Source organism: Vibrio algarum, from assembly GCF_028204155.1.
GTDB lineage: Bacteria > Pseudomonadota > Gammaproteobacteria > Enterobacterales > Vibrionaceae > Vibrio > Vibrio algarum.
Genome location: NZ_JAQLOI010000001.1, coordinates 3,105,238 through 3,125,511 on the forward strand (window position 1 = coordinate 3,105,238; position 20,274 = coordinate 3,125,511).

14 protein-coding genes, 1 pseudogene and 1 other annotated feature are annotated in these 20,274 nt (G+C 40.5%); of the genes and pseudogenes, 8 read left to right on the forward strand and 7 right to left on the reverse strand.

The features are described 5' to 3' along the window. Positions 1-280: 280 nt before the first annotated feature. The 3 genes from clpB to rluD all read right to left on the reverse strand — a co-directional run bounded on the left by clpB (position 281) and on the right by rluD (position 4,622). Entirely contained in the window at positions 281-2,854 is a 2,574-nt protein-coding gene (gene clpB, locus PGX00_RS14530) for an ATP-dependent chaperone ClpB (RefSeq protein WP_272137627.1), read from the reverse strand. A 70-nt stretch (positions 2,855-2,924) separates the two neighbouring features. Beyond that, on the reverse strand, positions 2,925-3,647 hold the full coding sequence (gene pgeF / locus PGX00_RS14535) for a peptidoglycan editing factor PgeF (protein WP_272137629.1): 723 nt from the start codon (positions 3,645-3,647) through the stop codon (positions 2,925-2,927). Then, the gene (gene rluD / locus PGX00_RS14540) at positions 3,648-4,622 is read right to left on the reverse strand and encodes a 23S rRNA pseudouridine(1911/1915/1917) synthase RluD (protein WP_272137631.1); all 975 of its coding nucleotides are present in this window, start codon (positions 4,620-4,622) and stop codon (positions 3,648-3,650) included. A 187-nt stretch (positions 4,623-4,809) separates the two neighbouring features. On the opposite strand from rluD, the gene PGX00_RS14545 reads away from it, so the two are divergent. From PGX00_RS14545 to yjjX, 5 genes are all read left to right on the forward strand, one after another. Continuing rightward, on the forward strand, positions 4,810-5,535 hold the full coding sequence (locus PGX00_RS14545; protein WP_272137633.1) for an outer membrane protein assembly factor BamD: 726 nt from the start codon (positions 4,810-4,812) through the stop codon (positions 5,533-5,535). Between the two features lie 224 nt (positions 5,536-5,759). Then, a complete protein-coding gene (locus tag PGX00_RS14550) occupies positions 5,760-7,166 on the forward strand; it encodes an MltF family protein (RefSeq protein ID WP_272138084.1) in 1,407 nt (468 codons plus the stop codon). A gap of 368 nt (positions 7,167-7,534) precedes the next feature. After that, entirely contained in the window at positions 7,535-7,891 is a 357-nt protein-coding gene (hpf, locus tag PGX00_RS14555; RefSeq protein WP_272137636.1) for a ribosome hibernation-promoting factor, HPF/YfiA family, read from the forward strand. A 117-nt stretch (positions 7,892-8,008) separates the two neighbouring features. Continuing rightward, positions 8,009-8,130: a sequence feature (Phe leader region), on the forward strand. Positions 8,131-8,152: 22 nt separating this feature from the next. After that, entirely contained in the window at positions 8,153-9,331 is a 1,179-nt protein-coding gene (pheA, locus tag PGX00_RS14560; RefSeq protein ID WP_272137637.1) for a prephenate dehydratase, read from the forward strand. Positions 9,332-9,340: 9 nt separating this feature from the next. Then, positions 9,341-9,868: an inosine/xanthosine triphosphatase gene (gene yjjX, locus PGX00_RS14565; protein WP_272137639.1), complete on the forward strand. Its 528-nt coding sequence runs from the start codon at positions 9,341-9,343 to the stop codon at positions 9,866-9,868. A 124-nt stretch (positions 9,869-9,992) separates the two neighbouring features. Here yjjX and trpR read toward each other — a convergent pair whose 3' ends face one another. Together trpR and sltY are read right to left on the reverse strand one after the other, a co-directional pair. Continuing rightward, on the reverse strand, positions 9,993-10,295 hold the full coding sequence (trpR, locus tag PGX00_RS14570; protein WP_272137641.1) for a trp operon repressor: 303 nt from the start codon (positions 10,293-10,295) through the stop codon (positions 9,993-9,995). A gap of 60 nt (positions 10,296-10,355) precedes the next feature. Next, positions 10,356-12,284 carry a murein transglycosylase gene (gene sltY / locus PGX00_RS14575; RefSeq protein ID WP_272137643.1) on the reverse strand — a complete coding sequence of 643 codons (1,929 nt, stop codon included), beginning with the start codon at positions 12,282-12,284 and terminating at the stop codon, positions 10,356-10,358. 218 nt (positions 12,285-12,502) lie between these two features. On the opposite strand from sltY, the gene ettA reads away from it, so the two are divergent. The 3 genes and pseudogenes from ettA to PGX00_RS14590 all read left to right on the forward strand — a co-directional run bounded on the left by ettA (position 12,503) and on the right by PGX00_RS14590 (position 15,737). Further along, positions 12,503-14,170, forward strand: coding sequence for an energy-dependent translational throttle protein EttA (gene ettA / locus PGX00_RS14580; protein WP_272137645.1), 1,668 nt, complete (start codon positions 12,503-12,505; stop codon positions 14,168-14,170). Between the two features lie 165 nt (positions 14,171-14,335). Beyond that, complete coding sequence (locus PGX00_RS14585) at positions 14,336-14,704, forward strand: PilZ domain-containing protein (RefSeq protein WP_272137647.1); 369 nt, start codon at positions 14,336-14,338, stop codon at positions 14,702-14,704. A 5-nt stretch (positions 14,705-14,709) separates the two neighbouring features. Next, a pseudogene (locus PGX00_RS14590) lies at positions 14,710-15,737 on the forward strand (M23 family metallopeptidase). 159 nt (positions 15,738-15,896) lie between these two features. Here the strand turns inward: PGX00_RS14590 and PGX00_RS14595 are convergent. After that, positions 15,897-18,989, reverse strand: a complete 3,093-nt coding sequence (locus PGX00_RS14595; protein WP_272137651.1) for an efflux RND transporter permease subunit — start codon at positions 18,987-18,989, stop codon at positions 15,897-15,899. A 13-nt stretch (positions 18,990-19,002) separates the two neighbouring features. Next, entirely contained in the window at positions 19,003-20,007 is a 1,005-nt protein-coding gene (locus tag PGX00_RS14600; protein WP_322107866.1) for an efflux RND transporter periplasmic adaptor subunit, read from the reverse strand. Positions 20,008-20,274 lie beyond the last annotated feature (267 nt).

The following is a 20,274-nucleotide window of genomic DNA, read 5'->3' on the forward strand; positions in this document are numbered from 1 at the left end:
TGCTATTTATTTCCTCTTGTTTGACTTTTCACTTTTTGAAGTGATCTGGAACAAGAAAGAGAAGATAAAACTCTATCGCCAGTCTATTTTGACCGACATCATCAACTCGTTTAGTTAGTAACTATTCGGTGACAACGGAGGCGCATTATAGGGAGAAATTGAGTAAGCACAATACCTAATACTCATTTTTTTCTAAAAAGATCTCGTTCGATTAGATTTCAATCAAAACGTACAAAAAAGGGGCTTTCGCCCCTTTAGTTGTTAATAAATAGTAATGTTTTCATTGATGAGCGATGATTCGATCATTATTAACCAGTAACTGCACTACCTTATCTGGATCAACTTTGCCTGCTAATATCGCTTTAGCCAACGGATTTTCGACACTCTGCTGTATCGCACGCTTAAGAGGACGTGCACCATAGACTGGGTCAAAGCCGATATGAGCGATAAGATCGAGGGCCTCTTCAGATACTTCTAGCTCATACCCACCATCTTTCATACGACTCGCAAGTCTAGCTAACTGTATTTTAGCAATAGACTTAATATGCTCTTGGCCTAATGGATGGAATACAACACTCTCATCTATCCTATTTAAGAATTCAGGCTTGAAGTGTTTTATAACAACATCCATCACCTCACTCTTAATGCCTTCATAATTGAGTGTGTTGAAATTTTCTTGTATTCGATCAGAACCTAAATTAGATGTCATAATAACAACGGTATTTCGAAAATCTACCGTGCGCCCTTGACCATCGGTAAGCCTTCCATCATCAAGCACCTGGAGTAAAATATTAAATACGTCCGGATGCGCTTTTTCAACTTCATCTAATAAAATGACTGAATAAGGCCTGCGCCTAACGGCTTCTGTTAAATATCCACCCTCTTCATATCCGACATAACCTGGAGGAGCTCCAACCAAACGCGCGACAGAGTGTTTTTCCATAAATTCAGACATGTCTATGCGCACAATCGCGTCTTCACTATCAAACATAAAGTTTGCGAGTGTTTTACACAGCTCAGTTTTACCTACTCCCGTAGGGCCTAAGAATAAAAAAGAACCGATAGGACGGTTAGGATCCGACAATCCAGCTCTACTACGACGTATAGCATTTGATACCACAGTAACCGCTTCTTTTTGTCCAATCACCCTACTATGCAGTACATCTTCCATCGCGAGCAGCTTACTACGCTCTGCTTCTAGCATCTTCGAGACAGGTATACCCGTTTGCTTCGAAAGCACTTCTGCTATTTCTTCGTCTGTAACCTTGTTTTTAAGCAAACTCATTTCTTGCATCTCAGCTTGCGCAGCAAGATCGAGTTGTTTTTCTAATTCGGGAATACGCCCATATTGAAGCTCAGACATTCGATTTAAATCGCCAGCTCGTCTGGCAAAGTCCATATCCATTCGAGCATGCTCTAATTCGGTTTTTATGTGTTGGGTGCCTGACAGTGCCGCTTTTTCTGCATTCCAAATCTCTTCGAGTTCAGCGTAATCTCGCTCCTTAATACTCAATTCTTGGTTGATAACGTCTAAACGCTTACTACTCGCATCATCGTTTTGGTTAACCAACGCCTGCTGTTCTATTTTTAACTGAATGATTTTTCTTTCTAGCTTATCTAATGATTCAGGCTTTGAGTCAATCTGCATGCGGATGCTTGAGGCAGCTTCATCAATAAGATCGATCGCCTTATCAGGTAATTGACGATCCGAAACATAGCGATGCGATAAGGTTGCTGCTGCAACAATAGCAGGATCAGTAATCTCAACATGATGATGTAACTCATACCGCTCTTTCAAACCACGTAGGATAGCAACCGTATCTTCAACAGTCGGTTCATCAACGAGTACTTTTTGGAATCGACGTTCTAATGCAGGGTCTTTTTCAATGTACTGGCGATACTCGTCAAGAGTTGTTGCGCCTACGCAATGTAGCTCACCTCGGGCAAGTGCTGGTTTTAGCATATTACCAGCATCCATTGAGCCTTCGCCTTTACCTGCCCCCACCATGGTATGGAGTTCATCGATAAAGAGAATGACATTGCCTTCTTCTTTAGAGAGTTCACTCAATACTGATTTAAGTCGCTCTTCAAACTCGCCACGATATTTTGCTCCAGCAACTAAAGACCCCATATCTAGCGATAGTACGCGACGGCCTCTTAAACCTTCGGGAACTTCATTATTAATAATACGTTGAGCTAAACCTTCGACAATCGCTGTTTTACCAACCCCTGGCTCTCCAATAATAACGGGGTTATTCTTTGTTCTACGTTGTAGAACTTGGATAGTGCGGCGTATTTCATCGTCACGACCAATAACTGGATCTAACTTTCCTTGTTCCGCTCGTTCGGTTAAATCTATAGTGAACTTTTCTAGAGCTTGACGTTTTTCTTCCGCGTTTGGGTCATCTACTTTTTGTCCACCACGTATCTGTTCTATTGCACCAGACAACGATTTTTCAGAGAGACCCATCTCATGGAGAAGTTGGCCCAAAGGTCCTTTATCTTCAATAGCGGCTAATAGGAAAATTTCGGATGATATGTAGGTATCTTGCCTTTGCTGTGCAACTTTGTCGCACATGTTGAACAAGTAGCCCATTCCGCTTGATAGTTGAACATCACCTCCGATTCCGCTCACTTTAGGTAAACGATCCATCATTTCGGATAATTTGGAGCGCAGTTGTACGATGTCCACATCTAACATAGTAAGTAGTGGGCGGATTGCACCTCCATCTTGATTTAAAAGAGAAATCATAAGATGAACAGGTTCAATATATTGATGATCGCGTCCGAGTGCTAATGACTGTGCATCGGATATCGCTACTTGAAACTTGCTTGTGAATCGATCTAAACGCATAGCAGCCTCCAATAAATAATCTCTATGCTAAGAAGATGGCTACTAGATGTTACTTTTTCAAGGGAGATTTTTAATCTATCCAAATAAAGGTAGCTTGCCTACCTGTTACACCATCTCTACGGTAAGAATAGAATTTTTCTGAGTCTTCAAAGGTGCACATATTACTTCTATACACAGTCTTTACACCTGCATAGTTAAGACGTTGCGTTGCTAGCATGTTCATATCCGCTAGATATTTACCATTATCTTTAGCTAGGAAGGCCTTTTGCGCCTGTTGAGAATGTGAGACAAAAATATCAACAACATCTTGCCCTACTTCGAAAGCACTAACACCTATTGCTGGCCCTAGCCAAGCTATAACGGGCTTAGTGAAGTTCTTCACTGCGTTTTCTAGGATACCATCGGCTAAACCACGCCAACCGGCATGTACAGCAGCCACTTTGGCGCCTTCTGTATCAGTAAGTAATACGGGTAAGCAGTCCGCCGTCATTACCGTACAAATGACCTTAGGCACTGATGTAATCGCACCATCGCCATCAAGCACCTCAGTTGTCGGTTGTTTTAAAACGATAACATGATCTGAATGGGTTTGATTAAGCCACACCTGAGCAGTTGGAAGTGCGGCCATATCATGAAGAATTTCGCGGTTTCTATTAACGAGTACAGGATCATCCTCAACATGCATACCTAAATTAAGCCCTTTATAGACACCATCTGAGACGCCTCCCATTCTAGTAGTACTAAAGGCTTTAACGTTTTTAGGTGCTTCCCAGTTAGGGATGATCAATTCCATTTAGTTATATTCTTCTTTATTTTGCTTCGTGTCATCTCTCAGAGCTTGCGTCATTACAACCATATCGTTCGGAATAGGCGCATGGAACTCCATCTCTTCCTTCGTAGTTGGATGTTCAAACCTTAACATTGCTGCATGAAGAGCTTGACGATCGAAACGGCGGATCATTTCAGTTAGCTCTTCTGAAGCGCCTTTCGGTATTCGAGCACGACCACCATAAGCGATATCCCCTAATAGCGGATGCTGTAAATAGGACATATGCACACGAATCTGATGGGTGCGTCCAGATTCTAGACGTAATCGAATTCTAGTATGTTCTCTAAAATGTTCCGCTACACGGTAATGTGTCACTGCCGGTTTGCCCGTTATATTCACTGCCATTAGCGTGCGCTTTGTAGAGTGCCGACCAATTGGTTGATCTATCATCCCACCAGCGGTCATTTTACCAATAGCAATTGCTTCATACTCTCTCGTAATTTTACGCTTTTGTAGTGCACGTACTAATCTTGTTTGAGCTGGAACCGTCTTCGCTACTACCATTAAGCCGGTGGTGTCTTTGTCTAGACGATGCACGATACCCGCTCTAGGCACTTCTGCTATTTCAGGATAATGGAATAACAGAGCATTTAGCACAGTCCCATCAGGCGTACCCGCACCTGGATGCACGACCAAATCTCGTGGTTTATTGATAACAATAATATCGTCATCTTCGTATACAATATCTAATGGTATGTCTTGAGCTTCCCAACGCTCTTCGTCTTCAAGTTCACCTTGAATAGTAATTAATTCGCCACCCATTACTTTAATTCGGGCTTTGGTAACAACTTCGCCATTAACTTGAACCTTTCCTGCTAATAACCACTCTTTATGACGAGAACGGGAAAAATCAGAAAATAATTCTGCAATGGCTTGGTCTAATCTTTGACCAAGTTGGCTTTCTTTTACTGTGTCGGTTAATTCTATCTGCTGAGCCATATCGAACTTTTTAAAAAACTATGAGACTAATGCTCATGACTGTGAAAAAATACGCTACTGCTTTCTACCTTCAATTGTAGCTAGCTTTTATATTTATAGCGTCCAAGTTGGTATCATTCTATCTGTTAAAAGATAAGAAGTAACGGAAGCAACAGAATTATTTAATTTAAGGAAATAGAATCCTGACATGAATTACCGCACTTTATCGAGCTTACTGGCACTTTCACTACTATTTGGCTGCTCTAGTAGCGACGAAATAGTACCTGATGTACCGGCCTCTGAACTTTACACCGACGCTCAATCTTCACTAAGAAGTGGCAACTGGCTAACTGCTGTAGAAAAACTGGAAGCATTAGATTCTCGATACCCTTTCGGACCTTATTCAGAACAAGTTCAACTTGATCTGATATATGCCTATTATAAAAATGGGGATCTTCCCTTGGCTCTCGCCACCATTGAACGATTCACACGTTTAAACCCGACGCATTCAAGAATGGATTGGGTACTCTACATGCGTGGTCTTTCGCACATGGCACAAGATCAAAACTATATGCACAATATTTTTAATATAGACCGTTCTGATCGAGATCCTGAACCAGTAAAATCCGCATTTACTGATTTTAAAAGACTGCTACAAAGATACCCTAACAGTGCATTCGCAGCAGACGCCGAAAAACGTATGCACGCACTCAAGAATAGGTTAGCTAATTACGACCTAGCCAGTGCCGATTTCTATTTACGCAGAGAAGCTTGGATTGCGGCCATCAATCGCTGTCAAGAGCTACAGAAAACCTATCCAGATACTGAAGCCGCAAGAAAATCACTTGAAATACAGTTAGAGGCTTATAAGCAGTTGGGGTTAACCGACGCGGTTGCTCGAACCGAAGAGCTTATGAAGCTCAACCCAATTTAAAAATCCTAAAAACCGTTGTATATCAGCGGTTTTTTTATATCTAATCTATACTCAGTTGATGCAGTACAAAAAGCATATTCTCAGGCAAGACATACTATTAGAATAAAAAATCAATTAAACCCCATAGTAAAATCAACACGGATTGTTGTATGAAAATAGATTGTTGTTTTAATAAATATAAAAATATGAAGGTGAAAAACACTATCACTAATTGTTATCGTTGGATGATTTCACTTTTATTTATCCCATTTTTCAGTTTTTCGCTTGAACTTACTCCATTAAATACCAACCCATATACTGGTGACTTAGATGAGTTAACTAAAAAGGGAATTGTCCGCGTTCTGGTATCGGAAGATTTAGGCTTCTATTACGTTGAGGGCGGTAAACCAAAGGGTATGCTTGCTGAAGTACTCCATCATTTTGAAAAAGAACTAAAGAAAAAACACACCTCAGTACATATACAAATAATTCCAGTGACGAGAGATGATCTAATCCCTGCACTAAATGCCGGGTTTGGTGATGTAATTGTCGCAAACCTAACCAAAACAACCCGACGCGAACAGACACTCGATTTTAGTACTCCGATGATCAGCAACATTAAGGAGTTTTTGGTGACTCACTCTGGTGAGCCAGAACTAGTCGATATTGATCAACTGAGTGGAAAAGAAATCTGGGTTAGGCCAAGCTCAAGTTATTTTGAAAGTATCCAAAGCATCAACGAATACTTAATTCTCAGTAACCTTGCACCAATCAATGTTCACTTTTTTGACGAAGCATTACAAGATTACGAGATCGTTGAAATGGTTAATCAAGGCTATATCTACTCAACCGTTTTGGATAGTCATAAGGTTGAACTGTGGCTTGGTGTAATGGACAACATCAAAATCCATGAAAATCTACCATTACGCTCTGGTGCGGAAATTAGCTGGGCATTTAGAAAGAATAGCCCTCAACTTGAAAAACAAGTAAATAGTTTTTTACGTACGGCAAAAGCGGGGACGCTTTTAGGTAATGTGCTATACGATAGATACATCCTTAACTCCAAGTGGCTAAGTCGCGCTCTCAGTCCAGATAGAATTAAACGTATGCAGTCATTAACTAACGTATTTGAGAAATACTCCGAGCAATATGACTTCGATTGGTTAATGGTATCAGCTCAAGCATTCCAAGAATCAGGCCTAGATAATAGTCTAGTGTCCCACAAGGGAGCCGTTGGTATCATGCAAGTGCTCCCCTCTACAGCAGCCGATCCGAATGTAAATATCAAAGATATTAAGCAGCTCGACAATAATGTTCATGCTGGAGTAAAGTACATGCGCTTCATTACCGACCGCTACTTTTCTGATGATGAAATTACTCGTGATAATCAAGTTTACCTATCGCTAGCGGCATACAATGCAGGCCCTGCAAACATTCGTAAAATGCGCAGGCTAGCTGTAAAACACGGGTATGACCCAAATATCTGGTTTAAAAATGTAGAGATTATTACACGTAGGAATATCGGCCGAGAGCCAGTCAATTATGTTGCAAACATCAATCGTTATTTTGTCATTTATAAACAATTAGAAGACATGCGAAAACTAAGAGAAGAAAAAAGTGCAGCACTACTAAAGCTAGTCGCTCCTGAGTAAACATTATTAGCTTTGCAAATAAAAATGCCGCAACCATAAGAGTGCGGCATTTTTAGAATTAAATAGTTTAATACAAAAGATCTAGATCACACTTTCATATTGACTAGTAAGTAACCAATAAATATTAAAGACTGTGAAAAGCCCCTAAAAATAGGGTTATTTCTAGTACGTTACTTCTTACCAATCTATAGCTTTCAACTCTCAGCACAAGCTTTTTTGTCGAATATTTCTAGTAGATTTGTTACAGATCACATTAAATAAACATTGACTAATACAGCGTAACTATAGTGACCTGGGTCACATTATATTCCTCTTAAAACAGTAATCTGAATTCAACCCATAAGGGAAGTTACAGAGGACAACACTATATGAAAGTAAATATTACCGGCAAAAACTTAGAAATCACCTCTGCAATACGCACTCACATAGAGTCAAAGTTTGAGAAACTTGAAAAATGGCAAGTCGACATCATTGGTTGCCAGACTGCGATCAGCGAAGAACCAAATAAGCAAATGAAATTTGAAGCAAGCATTACGGTACCCAAAGGGAAGCTTGTTGCATCTTCAAGCAATGAAGATTTATATAAAGCAGTTACAGAAGTCGAACAAAAACTAGAGCGCCAACTTAATAAGTTGCGTCATAAGCCTGAAGCGCGTCGAGCCACTCACGCAGAAAAACCTGAAGAGCAAGATCTAACGGAAACTGAGCTAGATGAAGCTATATAAGAAAACCGTCTAAATAAATTCAGTTATATAGCGCCTTCGGGCGCTATTTTTTTGCTTGACGGGTTTGTGTCCCTTGCTTATTGTGTCACTACACTCACTAAATAGTAATTTAGCTATGACCAAAATTTCTTTGTTCTTTTTTGACTTCTTTTTTAACTCCTAATCTTGGAGGCTGAAATCGTTTTAGGAAAAACAAGTCAAAAACGAATAGGAAGCCTCCCAAATGGGGGCTTTTTTATAACTAAATTGGACTTACTTAGCATGACAGACAGTAAATATTCTCTTGATGAGATTCGAATCCGCTTAAATGATCTCGATGACCAACTTCTACAGTTACTATCAGAAAGACGCTCACTAAGCATTGAAGTAGCAAAAAGCAAAATCGAGACCTCTAAACCAGTTAGGGACGCTAAGCGAGAACAACAGTTATTGGTCAAATTAATTAATAACGGCAAAAATAAATACGATTTAGATGCTCAATACATAACAAAGCTATTCCACACAGTTATCGAAGATTCTGTCTTATTACAGCAATCGTATTTGCAGAACCTTGCTAACCCAACTCAAAGTCGTAAGCCGATTGCTCGTGTTGCTTTTTTAGGTTCAAGAGGTTCTTACTCACACCTTGCTAGTCGTGAATATTTCAGCCGTAAAAACACCGAATTGGTTGAGCTAAATTGTGATCACTTTAGGGAAGTAACAAAGACCGTAGAATCAGGTCATGCCGACTTTGGAATGTTACCCATTGAAAACACCAGCTCGGGTTCAATAAATGAAGTATATGACTTACTTCAGCATACAACACTGTATATTGTCGGTGAAATCACTTTACCTATTGAGCACTGTATATTGGCGAATTCTGATATCCATATCGAAGATATCAAAACCCTTTATTCGCATCCTCAACCACATCAACAATGCAGTGAATTTCTTAGCCGATTAAAAGGCGTTACTTTAGAGTCATGCGCCAGTACAGCTGATGCAATGCAAAAAGTCAAAGAGATAGATAGAGCCGATGTCGCAGCAATTGGGAACGCTTCTAGCGGTAAATTGTATGGCTTACAGCCAGTAAAAAACAACATTGCAAACCAAACTGAGAACCATACCCGTTTCATTTTAGTTGCTCGTAAGCCGGTTGAAGTATCAAGCCAAATACCTGCGAAAACAACACTCATCATGTCGACATCTCAAGCGGCTGGTTCGTTGGTAGAGACTCTTCTAGTCTTGCAACGCTACGGTATTAACATGACTAAGCTAGAAAACAGACCGATCATGGGTAACCCATGGGAAGAGATGTTTTATGTTGACTTGGAAGCTCATGTCGAATCCTCTGAAATGCAACAAGCTATTCATGAACTCATTAAGATAACCCAACACCTCAAGGTATTAGGCTGCTATCCAAGTGAAAATGTAAAACCCACACAAGTACAGCTCACATAGGGAAATGGAATGAACAAAGTCATTGTTGCTTCCCTCAATCCAGCCAAAATTAACGCTGTTAAAGACGCTTTTTCGGATGTATTTCCTACACAGGTGTTTCAGTTTGAAGGTGTGAGCGTTGCAAGTGAAGTACCCGATCAACCGATATCTGACCCACAAACAAAACTCGGTGCACTAAATCGAGTTAAAAATGCCAAGGCATCTGTACAAGATGCCGATTTTTATGTCGGTTTAGAGGCTGGTAATGAAGGCGATTTTACCTTCGCATGGATGGTCATTGAATCAGCCGATAAAAGAGGAGAATCTCGCTCAGCAAGCTTGATGCTACCTCCTATTGTATTAGAGAAGCTAAAAGAAGGAAAAGAGCTAGGACATGTAATGGATGAGGTGTTTTCTACCGAGAATATCAAGCAAAAAGGTGGCGCTATTGGCCTACTAACTAACCATCTATTGACTCGAAGCTCTGTCTATCATCAAGCACTTATTCTGGCATTGATTCCATTTATAAATTTTGAGCACTTCCCCAAAAACTTATAGTGCTCATATAAATAACACCACTACTTGAAACCAATCGTAATTAATTGGGATTTAGTGCAATTAACGAAATCAAAGCGTTGCTTTGATTGGTAACAAAATAAAATACCCTGTTCTTAACAGGGTATTAACTATCAGAAGTTTTTAATAATCGAGTCAAAGCTTCACGTTCATCTTTTGAATGCGATTTTAACTCATTTGAACCCCTAGTTATGGTGGCCACTCCAACCCCTAACATCTGACTAATCTGACGTTGAGATATTTCACCTTTCAATAGTTCATTGAAGATATTAACTCTCGCCACTAATGCATCCCTCTCATCTGCTGTCATCAACATGGTTAATAGCATTTCATGCTGCTCACTATCTGCTGCATTTTTAACTATTTTCATCACGTGTTGCCAATCTGAGATATCTGGGGTTAAAGGCATTACTAGTACTCATTTTTCAAAACAGAACCCCTATTGTAAAGTGTTCTGCTTTGTTTTAAATTAATATTTAGTCGAAATTTCATTCGAGTGTAAAAACTCTCCATCTACCTTCATGATATTTCGATAGTATGTCTCAAACATCAAAATGTTCTGCACATAGCCTCGGGTTTCTTTGAATGGAATCGCCTCAATAAATGCGAAAGCATCAAGTTGTTGGTTAGACCTTTCTCGCCAAACTTTGACTCTATGCGGTCCTGCATTGTATGCAGCAAAAGCAAATATTCGGTTATTATCGTACTGCTTTAATAAACCATTTAGGTAGTGGCTGCCGATCTCGATATTTTTACCAACATCGTATAACTCACTTGTTCCTTTATATTTAATCTTATACTTCTTAGCGGTGTATTTTGCGGTCTTTGGCATGATTTGCATGATTCCACGGGCACCAACTGGAGAACGAGCCTCTACATCCATTGCACTTTCTTGCCTAGCCACTGACATTAACGTGATGGGATCAATATTGTGTTTCTCTGCGTAAAAATTAAACCACCATTGATGAGCTAAAGGAAAACGCAGTGCAGTGTTATCCCACATTTTTGCTTCAATCGTGGCTTTTACAGACAAATGATGCCATTTTTTCTTAGCCGCATAGACAGCCAGAGCCTCTTTCTCTTTCGATCCTACCTGCCAAAGTAGCCAATTCCACTCGCTTTTTGCAGCAGCAATTTTTTCGACCTCAATAAGCTCATTAATTCGAACCAAACTAGCGCTATAGGGTTTTAGAATTTCAGTTGCTGGTTTTTCATTGCTTACTTGATATAGAACCGGCTTATCAAGTGTCTTCGCCGCTGCTACACTGTAGAAGTTGCGCTTTCCTAAAAGACCTTGTAGCCGCTCGATACCTTTATTTCTATTGCCTAACTCTAATTCGCTTCTGCCAAGCCAGAACTGCCAACGAAGTGAGTCTTTCTCATCCTGAGGTAAGCGAACAATCCAATCTGAAACACCTTGCCAATCAGCCTGACGAATGGCTAAGCGAATACGTTGCTCTAATGCAGACAGGCTCTTAGAGGTTGTAAGCACTTTATCTCGCCACTCGGCTAAACCTAATTCTTCAGTATTAAACAATCTTACCGCTAGGTAATCGGAAACATTTTGCTGAGCATCAACTGAAAAATCTTGAGCTTTAAATACGATAGGTAATGCTCGTTGGGCCAAATCAATATCTTTTCTTGCAAGCTTCTTCAGTGCAATCTGAGATTTCTTACGGTTAAAGTCCGATGCTGGATATTTCTGAGAGAATTCAATGACATTTTCAGGATTTTTAGCGAGAAGTTTGATCTCTTTTGCCTGCTGAATACTCTGTTTATCCGTTGGCATTTTTGCTAAATAGTTAATTAAGTTATTACTGTTTTTCTCAAAACTAAGCAACATACGTCTAAGCACCATGTCATCGGTTCTATAGCCAGCCTGTTGCCATTCTTTGAAAAGCCCTTCGCAATTATCGGATACACTTTTTCCGCTTAGCCAAAGCTTCTCTGCACCTTTGAAAGCCTGTTCTTTTTCGCCATTTTTCAACCGAGCATAGTAATAACTACACTGGTACTTCTCCATCCGTGGCTCATCCGCTTGATACTGGTACAAATCATTCCACTTTTCTTTTGCTATCAGTGCGTCTAGATAGCGTGACCGAATATTATTTGAAAATGGGAAATATCTATATTTTTCGGTAAAAGCATCGACTTCCTCTGGTGTTCTCTTTCCAATATCAATAAGAAACGTTCGATAATCGACATAAGGGGTTAATGGGTAATCAGAGATTAAATCTCGAATTTCTAAATATTCGTCTACTTGTTTTTTATCCAAATAATTTTGCGCTTTTTGGTAAATAACTCGCTGCTGTTCAAGAGACGCAGGAGCGGCAAACACTCCAGAAGAAAATGCCAATATTGGCAACACAGCAGAGCCAAGCTTTTTAAACCTATGCATCTGTTTTTTATATCCTTATCAAATGAAGACCATACTGTTAGCGAAAAGCTAATACAGGCCTTGCTGCTTACTAAAGTTAATAAGCTGTAACTCACATGTTAGAAAACGATCGTTCCTTTACGCAAGCTTTTATTTGTTAAATTATCTTTCATTCTCAGGAGTAACAAATTAAGTTAAAATACTTGCTAATTTTTCTCAAACAATAGGTTCGATCGGCTATGGCTGAATACGTTTATACCATGTCACGGGTGAGTAAAGTTGTACCACCTAAACGTCAAATTTTAAAAGACATCTCTCTTAGCTTTTTTCCAGGTGCGAAAATCGGTGTTTTAGGTCTTAACGGGTCTGGTAAATCAACATTACTACGTATCATGGCTGGGCTTGATACCGACATCGATGGTGAAGCTCGTCCTCAAGCTGGTTTAAATGTTGGATACCTTCCTCAAGAACCAAGACTTGATGAATCTCAAACCGTACGTGAAGCAGTTGAAGAGGCGGTTGCAGATGTTGCTGGCGCTCTAAAACGACTTGATGCCGTTTACGCTGCCTACGCAGAACCGGATGCTGATTTCGACGCTCTTGCTAAAGAACAAGGTGAACTAGAAGGACTCATCCAAGCTAAAGATGGTCACAATCTAGAGAACGCTCTAGAACGTGCTGCTGATGCTCTTCGTTTACCTGAGTGGGACACTAAAATTGAGGTTTTATCTGGTGGTGAAAGACGCCGTGTTGCTATTTGCCGTCTTCTATTAGAAAAGCCAGATATGTTGCTACTTGATGAACCAACCAACCACTTAGATGCAGAATCTGTAGGCTGGCTAGAGCGCTTTTTAGTCGACTATAGCGGCACAGTCGTAGCTATTACCCATGACCGTTATTTCTTAGACAATGCTGCAGGTTGGATCTTAGAGCTCGACCGAGGTGAAGGTATTCCTTGGGAAGGTAACTATACCTCTTGGCTAGAACAGAAAGATGAGCGTCTAAAGCAAGAATCCTCACAAGAAAAAGCGCGTCAAAAAACCATAGAGAAAGAGCTTGAATGGGTTCGTCAGAATCCAAAAGGTCGACAAGCAAAATCTAAAGCACGTATGGCGCGCTTCGAAGAGTTGAACAACACCGATCACCAAAAACGTAATGAAACCAATGAACTGTTTATCCCACCAGGTGAGCGTTTAGGTGACAAAGTTATTGAGGTAAACAATCTCACTAAATCATTTGGTGACAGAGTCTTAATTGATGACCTTTCCTTTAGCATACCTAAAGGGGCAATTGTTGGCATTATCGGTGCTAACGGTGCGGGTAAATCAACATTATTTAAGATCCTAAGTGGTACTGAAGAAGCAGACTCAGGCAGCATTGAGTTGGGCGAAACAGTGCAATTGGCTTCCGTTGATCAGTTCCGTGACAGTATGGACGATAAGAAAACCGTATTCCAAGAGATCTCTGAAGGTGCAGATATCATTAAGATAAACAACTTTGAAATCCCAGCGCGTGCTTACTGCTCTCGCTTTAATTTCAAAGGCATCGATCAACAAAAGATTATCGGTGAGCTATCCGGTGGTGAAAGAAACCGTGTGCACTTAGCGAAATTACTAAAAACGGGTGGCAACGTATTACTACTCGATGAACCAACCAATGACTTAGATGTTGAAACACTGCGAGCACTAGAAGAAGCACTGCTAGAGTTTCCTGGTTGCGCGATGGTTATTTCGCATGACCGCTGGTTTTTGGACCGTATCGCTACGCATATTCTTGACTATCGTGATGAAGGTCAGGTCAATTTCTATGAAGGTAACTATACTGAATACACAGAGTGGTTGAAGCAAACTTTAGGTGCTCAGGCGGCTGAGCCTCATCGAATCAAGTATAAGCGTATGACCAAGTAGGCTTCATTTGATTGTGCTAACAAAAAGGCCGCTATCGTAGCGGCTTTTTCTTGTTAATTTAAACACTCATAAGTCGATATAGGCAGGATAAAGTGCATTTTTTTCTTTATGCTTATTAAAATGGTAACCTAGCCAAGCTATTAATATTATTGTAAGAGAGGGAGTATGGACGAACGTCGTCGTTTTTCTCGGATAATTTACAACGCGCCAGCAGAAATACACCAAGGGCCACTGAAAGTCAGTTGTTCGATAGTCGATCTTTCCCTACACGGATTACTATTAAGTTCTATCGCTGCGCCAATTGATGTTTCTGTGCCTATAGATCTATTTTTTCACTTACCAGAAAGCGATATTATTATATCTCTTCAAGCTCATGTGATTGAACTAACCGAGAACTATACTCGCGTAAGCATTGAGCACATTGATATTGATAGCATTAGCCACCTTAAACGTTTAGTCGAACTGAATGTAGGTGATGAACAACTTTTACATCGAGAGATTGAGCAATTATCTGATTTAGGCGCTCATTCCTAAAAAATATGCCCCATAAAATTAAAATTATTATCCCTACCTCTGGTGGGGAGCAAACTTTTTTGTCGGTAAAAAAGCGACAATTACCCTGTTATCAGTCTTAGTCGGTACACCTGTCTTATTGGGTACCTCTATTTATAGCCACAAACTCAGCCTAGATTCGGCAAAGCTTGCAGCTATCCAATCGGCAGAAAAGATTCATGAATCTGAACGCTTAATCGCGCAAACGGAACAATTTAATCGAGATAAGTCCAATCAAATTGTCCAACTCGAAAATACGAATCACTTACTTAATCAAGAACTCGCAGAGAAGAACAATCAACTCGTGACATTAAGTAAACGCATCTATGATGTGGAATCGGTGTTGGGCTTAAGCGATGAAACGACTGAACCAGACACATTGGATCTAGAACAGAGAGTGGACGTTGCTGCAGTGGATTCAGCCGTTAGAGCAACTATGTTCCGTTTGATCCCTAATGACAGTCCAATGGCTTATAACCGTATATCGTCATCCTACGGTCGCCGGTTGAATCCTATTACGGGTAAGCGACATACGCATACAGGTATTGATCTAACCTGCAATCGCGGAGAACCAATTTTAGCGCCTGCAGATGGTGTAGTTGAAACAGTTAGACCAAGCAATAAAGGGTTTGGCAACTTCCTCATAGTAAGACATTCATTGGGTTTTATGAGCTCATACGCTCATTTACAAAAATTTAATGTTAAAAGTGGTCAATTCGTTAGCAAAGGCGAGACTATTGCAACCTGTGGTAACTCAGGTAATTCAACAGGACCACACTTACATTATGAAGTACGTTTTTTAGGTCGCTCTCTAAATCCGCAATACCTTATGGAATGGACACCTGAAAACTTCGACACACTGTTTGAAAAAGAGAATAGTGTAAAATGGGCGCCTTTGGTTAAGCTTATCGATAATGTGGTTCGATTACAGGTCAACCTTACTAATCACCCATATACGGATGACTCTGTCGATACAGCAAAAAGTGATAGTGAAGATAACGTTCAAGTAAACTAAAACGTTTCAATAAACTAGAAAGCTCATTTCGACTAATACTGGTCGATGAGTACTAAATACCTTCTTATTCCCGTAAAAACGGGAATCTTGGTGGAATTATATCCCCACTTTTGTGGGGATAATCATGCACAACATCCCTATCCTATTTGCATGCCGGAATCAGGTCTGATTTTTTGACTTTCTACCTCGACCAAGCATCAACAAACAAGGTGTTAACACCAAAGTTAAAACGGTGGCAAAAGCCAAACCACCAGCAACAGCCGTTGCGAGTTGCGACCACCATTGCGTACTTGGAGCACCAAACTCAACCTTCTGATTAATGATATCTATGTTCATCTCAAGTACCATTGGCATTAAACCGAGTATGGTTGTGACAGTAGTTAGCATGACTGGTCGTAAACGCTGTACACCGGTTCTCAATATTGCATCTTTACGATCCAATCCTCTATCAACAAGTTGATTGAAGGTATCGATAAGAACAATATTATTGTTTACAACAATTCCCGCCAATGAAATAACTCCGATACCTGACATCACGATACCAAATGGTTTTTGGAATATAAGTAGCCCTGCAAAAACACCTACCGTAGAAAATAGTACCGCACTTAAGATCAAGAATGCCTGATAGAAACTATTAAATTGAGTAATAAGAATCAAAGCCATAACGGCAAGAGCGACAACGAACGCATTCATTAAAAATGCCGACGATTTTTCCTGATCTTCATTTTGACCACGTAACTTGAACTCAATCCCATCCAAACCAAGCTCTTTTAGCTGTGCTTCAATCTTTGGAAGTTCTAACGCGAGGTTATAGCCTTCTTTCATATCCGCTTTAACTTCAAGAATACGTTGGCCGTCTTTACGCTGAATAGTATCTTGTTTCGGCTGAGGCTTTATTTCTGCGAAATTAGTCATTGGAACTAAGCCTGCAGAGGTTTTCACTCGTAGCTGATCGAATCTTCCAATATCTCTCTGTTCTTGAGGGAAACGAACGAGAATATCGACTTCTTCATTTGCATCATCAGGTAAATAATCGCCAATCTTAAGCCCATTAGTTACAAACTGAACGGTATTGCCCACCAATGTAGCGTCTGCTCCAAAACGTCCTGCATCATCTCGTTTAATGTCTATTTGCCAGTCAATTCCTGGTTTCGCAGAGGTATCACTTAGGTTCGTAAAAGCCGGATATGTATCTGCCCAATGTCTAACTACGACCGCTGCGTCATCTAGCTTATCGTATTGACGTGAAGAGAGCTCAATAACTAAATCGTGATCACTAGGAGGCCCAGCGTCTGGTTTTTTAAACTCAATTTCTACACCAGCAAATTTAGCCGTGCGTTGCTGTAATTCTTCGATAATATCTTTAACTGGTCTTCTAAATTGCCAATCAACCGGAGTTATCTGAATTTGACCAATAGAATCGTCACCACCTGTTTTGGTATAAACACTCTCGAACTCTTCGCCTCCAAGAACTTCAGATTCGATATCACGCATGATCTTATCTTTTTCATTGATAGAGAGATCACCATAAGATCGAACTTTCATGGTAAACGATGGAGGATCGACTTCTGGGAAGAACTCCGCACCTAAACCCGCTTTGGAATATGTAACACCAATACCGATTGCGAGTAAAATAGCACTAAACAAGATCTTCCAAGGGTGATTAACCGCAATAGCGAGCGTCTTATAATAAAGCTTGGTAAATCCCGTCGCTTTAGAAAAATCACCGTTATGTAATGCGACCAATTCTTGTCTGAGTTCAGGTTTAATATATTGTTCTTTGCCCACTAAACTACCAAGCACAGGGACAAAAAGTAACGCCATAATTAAAGACGCTGACAAGGTTGCTATCAGTGTTATTGGCAAATACTTCATAAACTCGCCAGTAGTATCTGGCCAGAATAGAAGTGGAGCAAATGCAGCCAAGGTTGTTGCTGTAGAGGCGGTAATAGGCCAAGCCATCCGTTTAGCCGCATCGCGATACGCTTCACGTCGAGGCATCCCTTCATGCATTCGCCTATCAGCAAATTCAGTGACAACGATGGCACCATCAACCAGCATTCCTACTGCCATAATTAGAGCAAAAAGGACAATAATATTGATGGTCAAACCAAAGACAGCCAAAGCCAATAGCCCAGTAAGGAAAGAACCTGGGATAGAGACGCCAACCAAAAATGCCGTACGGACACCCAAAATTGCGATGATCACAATAACAACAAGGATAATGGCAGAAAGGATGTTGTTTTGCAGATCGCTCAACATCAGCTTAACGTCTTCAGATTCATCCCATGTATATTCAACCATTAAGTTGTCTGGCCAATCTTCCGTTTCTTGGGCCACGGCAATTATTTGTTTAACTAAATCAACCGTTTCAATAATATTTTCGCCAGCGCGCTTTTTAACATCTAAAACAACTGCAGACTCACCATCCAATCGAGCAAAGCTTTCTGGATCTCTAAACGAGCGTCTGACCGTCGCAATATCACCAAAAGTAATCACCTGTTTGCCATCTATCTTTACTGGCATTTCCAAAACATCTTTCAACGATTCAAAAACAGATGGGACTTTTACTGAAAATCGACCATAACCCGTATCGACAAAACCAGCAGCGACAACACGGTTATTCAGTGCAATCAGATTGTAGATATCACCTTGGTCTAAGTTGTAACTTTCCATTAATAAAGGATCGACAACAATTTCGACTATATCTTCTCTATCTCCAGCGATATCGACTTCTAAAACCTGTTTATAGCTTTCTAGCTTGTCACGTAAAACTCGAGCAATCTGTACAATGGTTCTTTCAGGTACGGTACCGTATAGAACAACCGATAATACCGGCTGAAAAGAAGCCAAAGTCACTTCGTTAACAGTCGGTTCATCACTGTCCGCTGGTAGTTTCGGTTTTGCTTGATCAACCGCATCTCGGACATCGGCCATCGCTTTATCCAGATCAATTCCGACGTTGAACTCTAACGTGACAGAGGCGTAGCCTTCAGAGGCCGTAGCGCTCATCTCCTTTACCCCCTCAATAGAACGTAATTCTTGTTCTATTGGGCGCACTAATAATCGTTCTGCATCATCCGGTGAGATACCTTCATGGCTCACACCGACGTAAATAATCGGTATTGTGATATCTGGGCTCGACTCCTTTGGAATCGTAATATAGGTAATCACACCTGCTACTAAAATCAGTATCAGTAGCGTGAGCATTGTTCTAGAACGGGATAGAGCCGCGTCTATAATCGCAAACATAGTTACCTCCGCCCTATTGGTTTTCTGATTCGTGTTTCACAGCAATAACCGAATCACCATCTCTCACAAAACCTTGACCGATCGTTATAATATCAACGCTGAAACCCAAGCCCGTTAACCAAACGCCATCTTGCTCCGCTTTAACAAGTTGAATGGGAACAAAATGAACGACGTTATCTTTAAGGGTTTTCACACCCAAATTACCACCTTCATCAAGCGCTAGCATCGCAGGGGATACCTTAATCGCTTTTTGCATCTCAAGGTTCAGTTCAACCTCTGCACTGACTCCCGCTGGTATTTTCTGGTCGGGGTTAGGTATTTCTACTTCAATTGGGAAAGTATTGGTGGCATTAGAAGAAACCCTAGAAATATACCTAAGCGTACCCTCAATTTTTTCCCCACCAATTAATCTGATCTGTGCTTTTTGGTTTACTTTCAGGTTTTGAACATGACGTTCGCTGACATCGGCTTCGATAACCAAGACATTTAGATCGATAACCGTAGCGACAGGATCACCAACACCAACATAATCACCGAGCTCAATGAGGAGTTCGTCTACGATTCCATCAAATGGGGCTCTAATTTGAGTGTTACGAAGGTTAAGCTGAGCTTTTTTAACTAACGCTCTTGCTTCAACCAGATTGGCTTGGGCGGTACTATAAGCAACTTCACCCTGTAATCCTTTGCTCTTTAATGATTTAGAGGCTTTGAATTCTTTCTCTTTAACCGACAAATTGGCTCTTGCTCTTTCAAGCTGAATTTCTAAATCGGCCTTATCTATTTGGGCGATAGATTGATCTTTTTTAACTTCATCGCCCTTTCTCACCATCAAAGTCACTACACGACCAGCAACTTCTGCACCTAATTTAGCTTGCCTATCTGGCGCAGTTCTTCCATACAAGTCTATTTTTTTTGCCGTCAACACTGCTTCAAACGTTTGAAATTCGACTTTGGCCAACAACGCTTCAGGCTCTTCTGCCATGTTGCCTTTTGAGGACTGTTCCTCAGCACTTAACATCCCTAAACCTAACCAAAGAGATAAGCCAATAAGAAGTATGAAAGAGATAAGCCAAGGGCGTCGAGAAAAAAGCGGCCAATTGCCATAACAAAGTTCCTTTTAGTTACACAAGCAAAACAAAAAATACGGACTACATATACTATTGTTTTATTATGCTTAGGTAGACAAAATTAGCAAAGCCTTATGTAAGATGTTAAAACATAAGGCTTTAATGATAATTTAATTCGAGACTATAGCACTTTATTCAAAGAAAACTGTGTAGCAGAT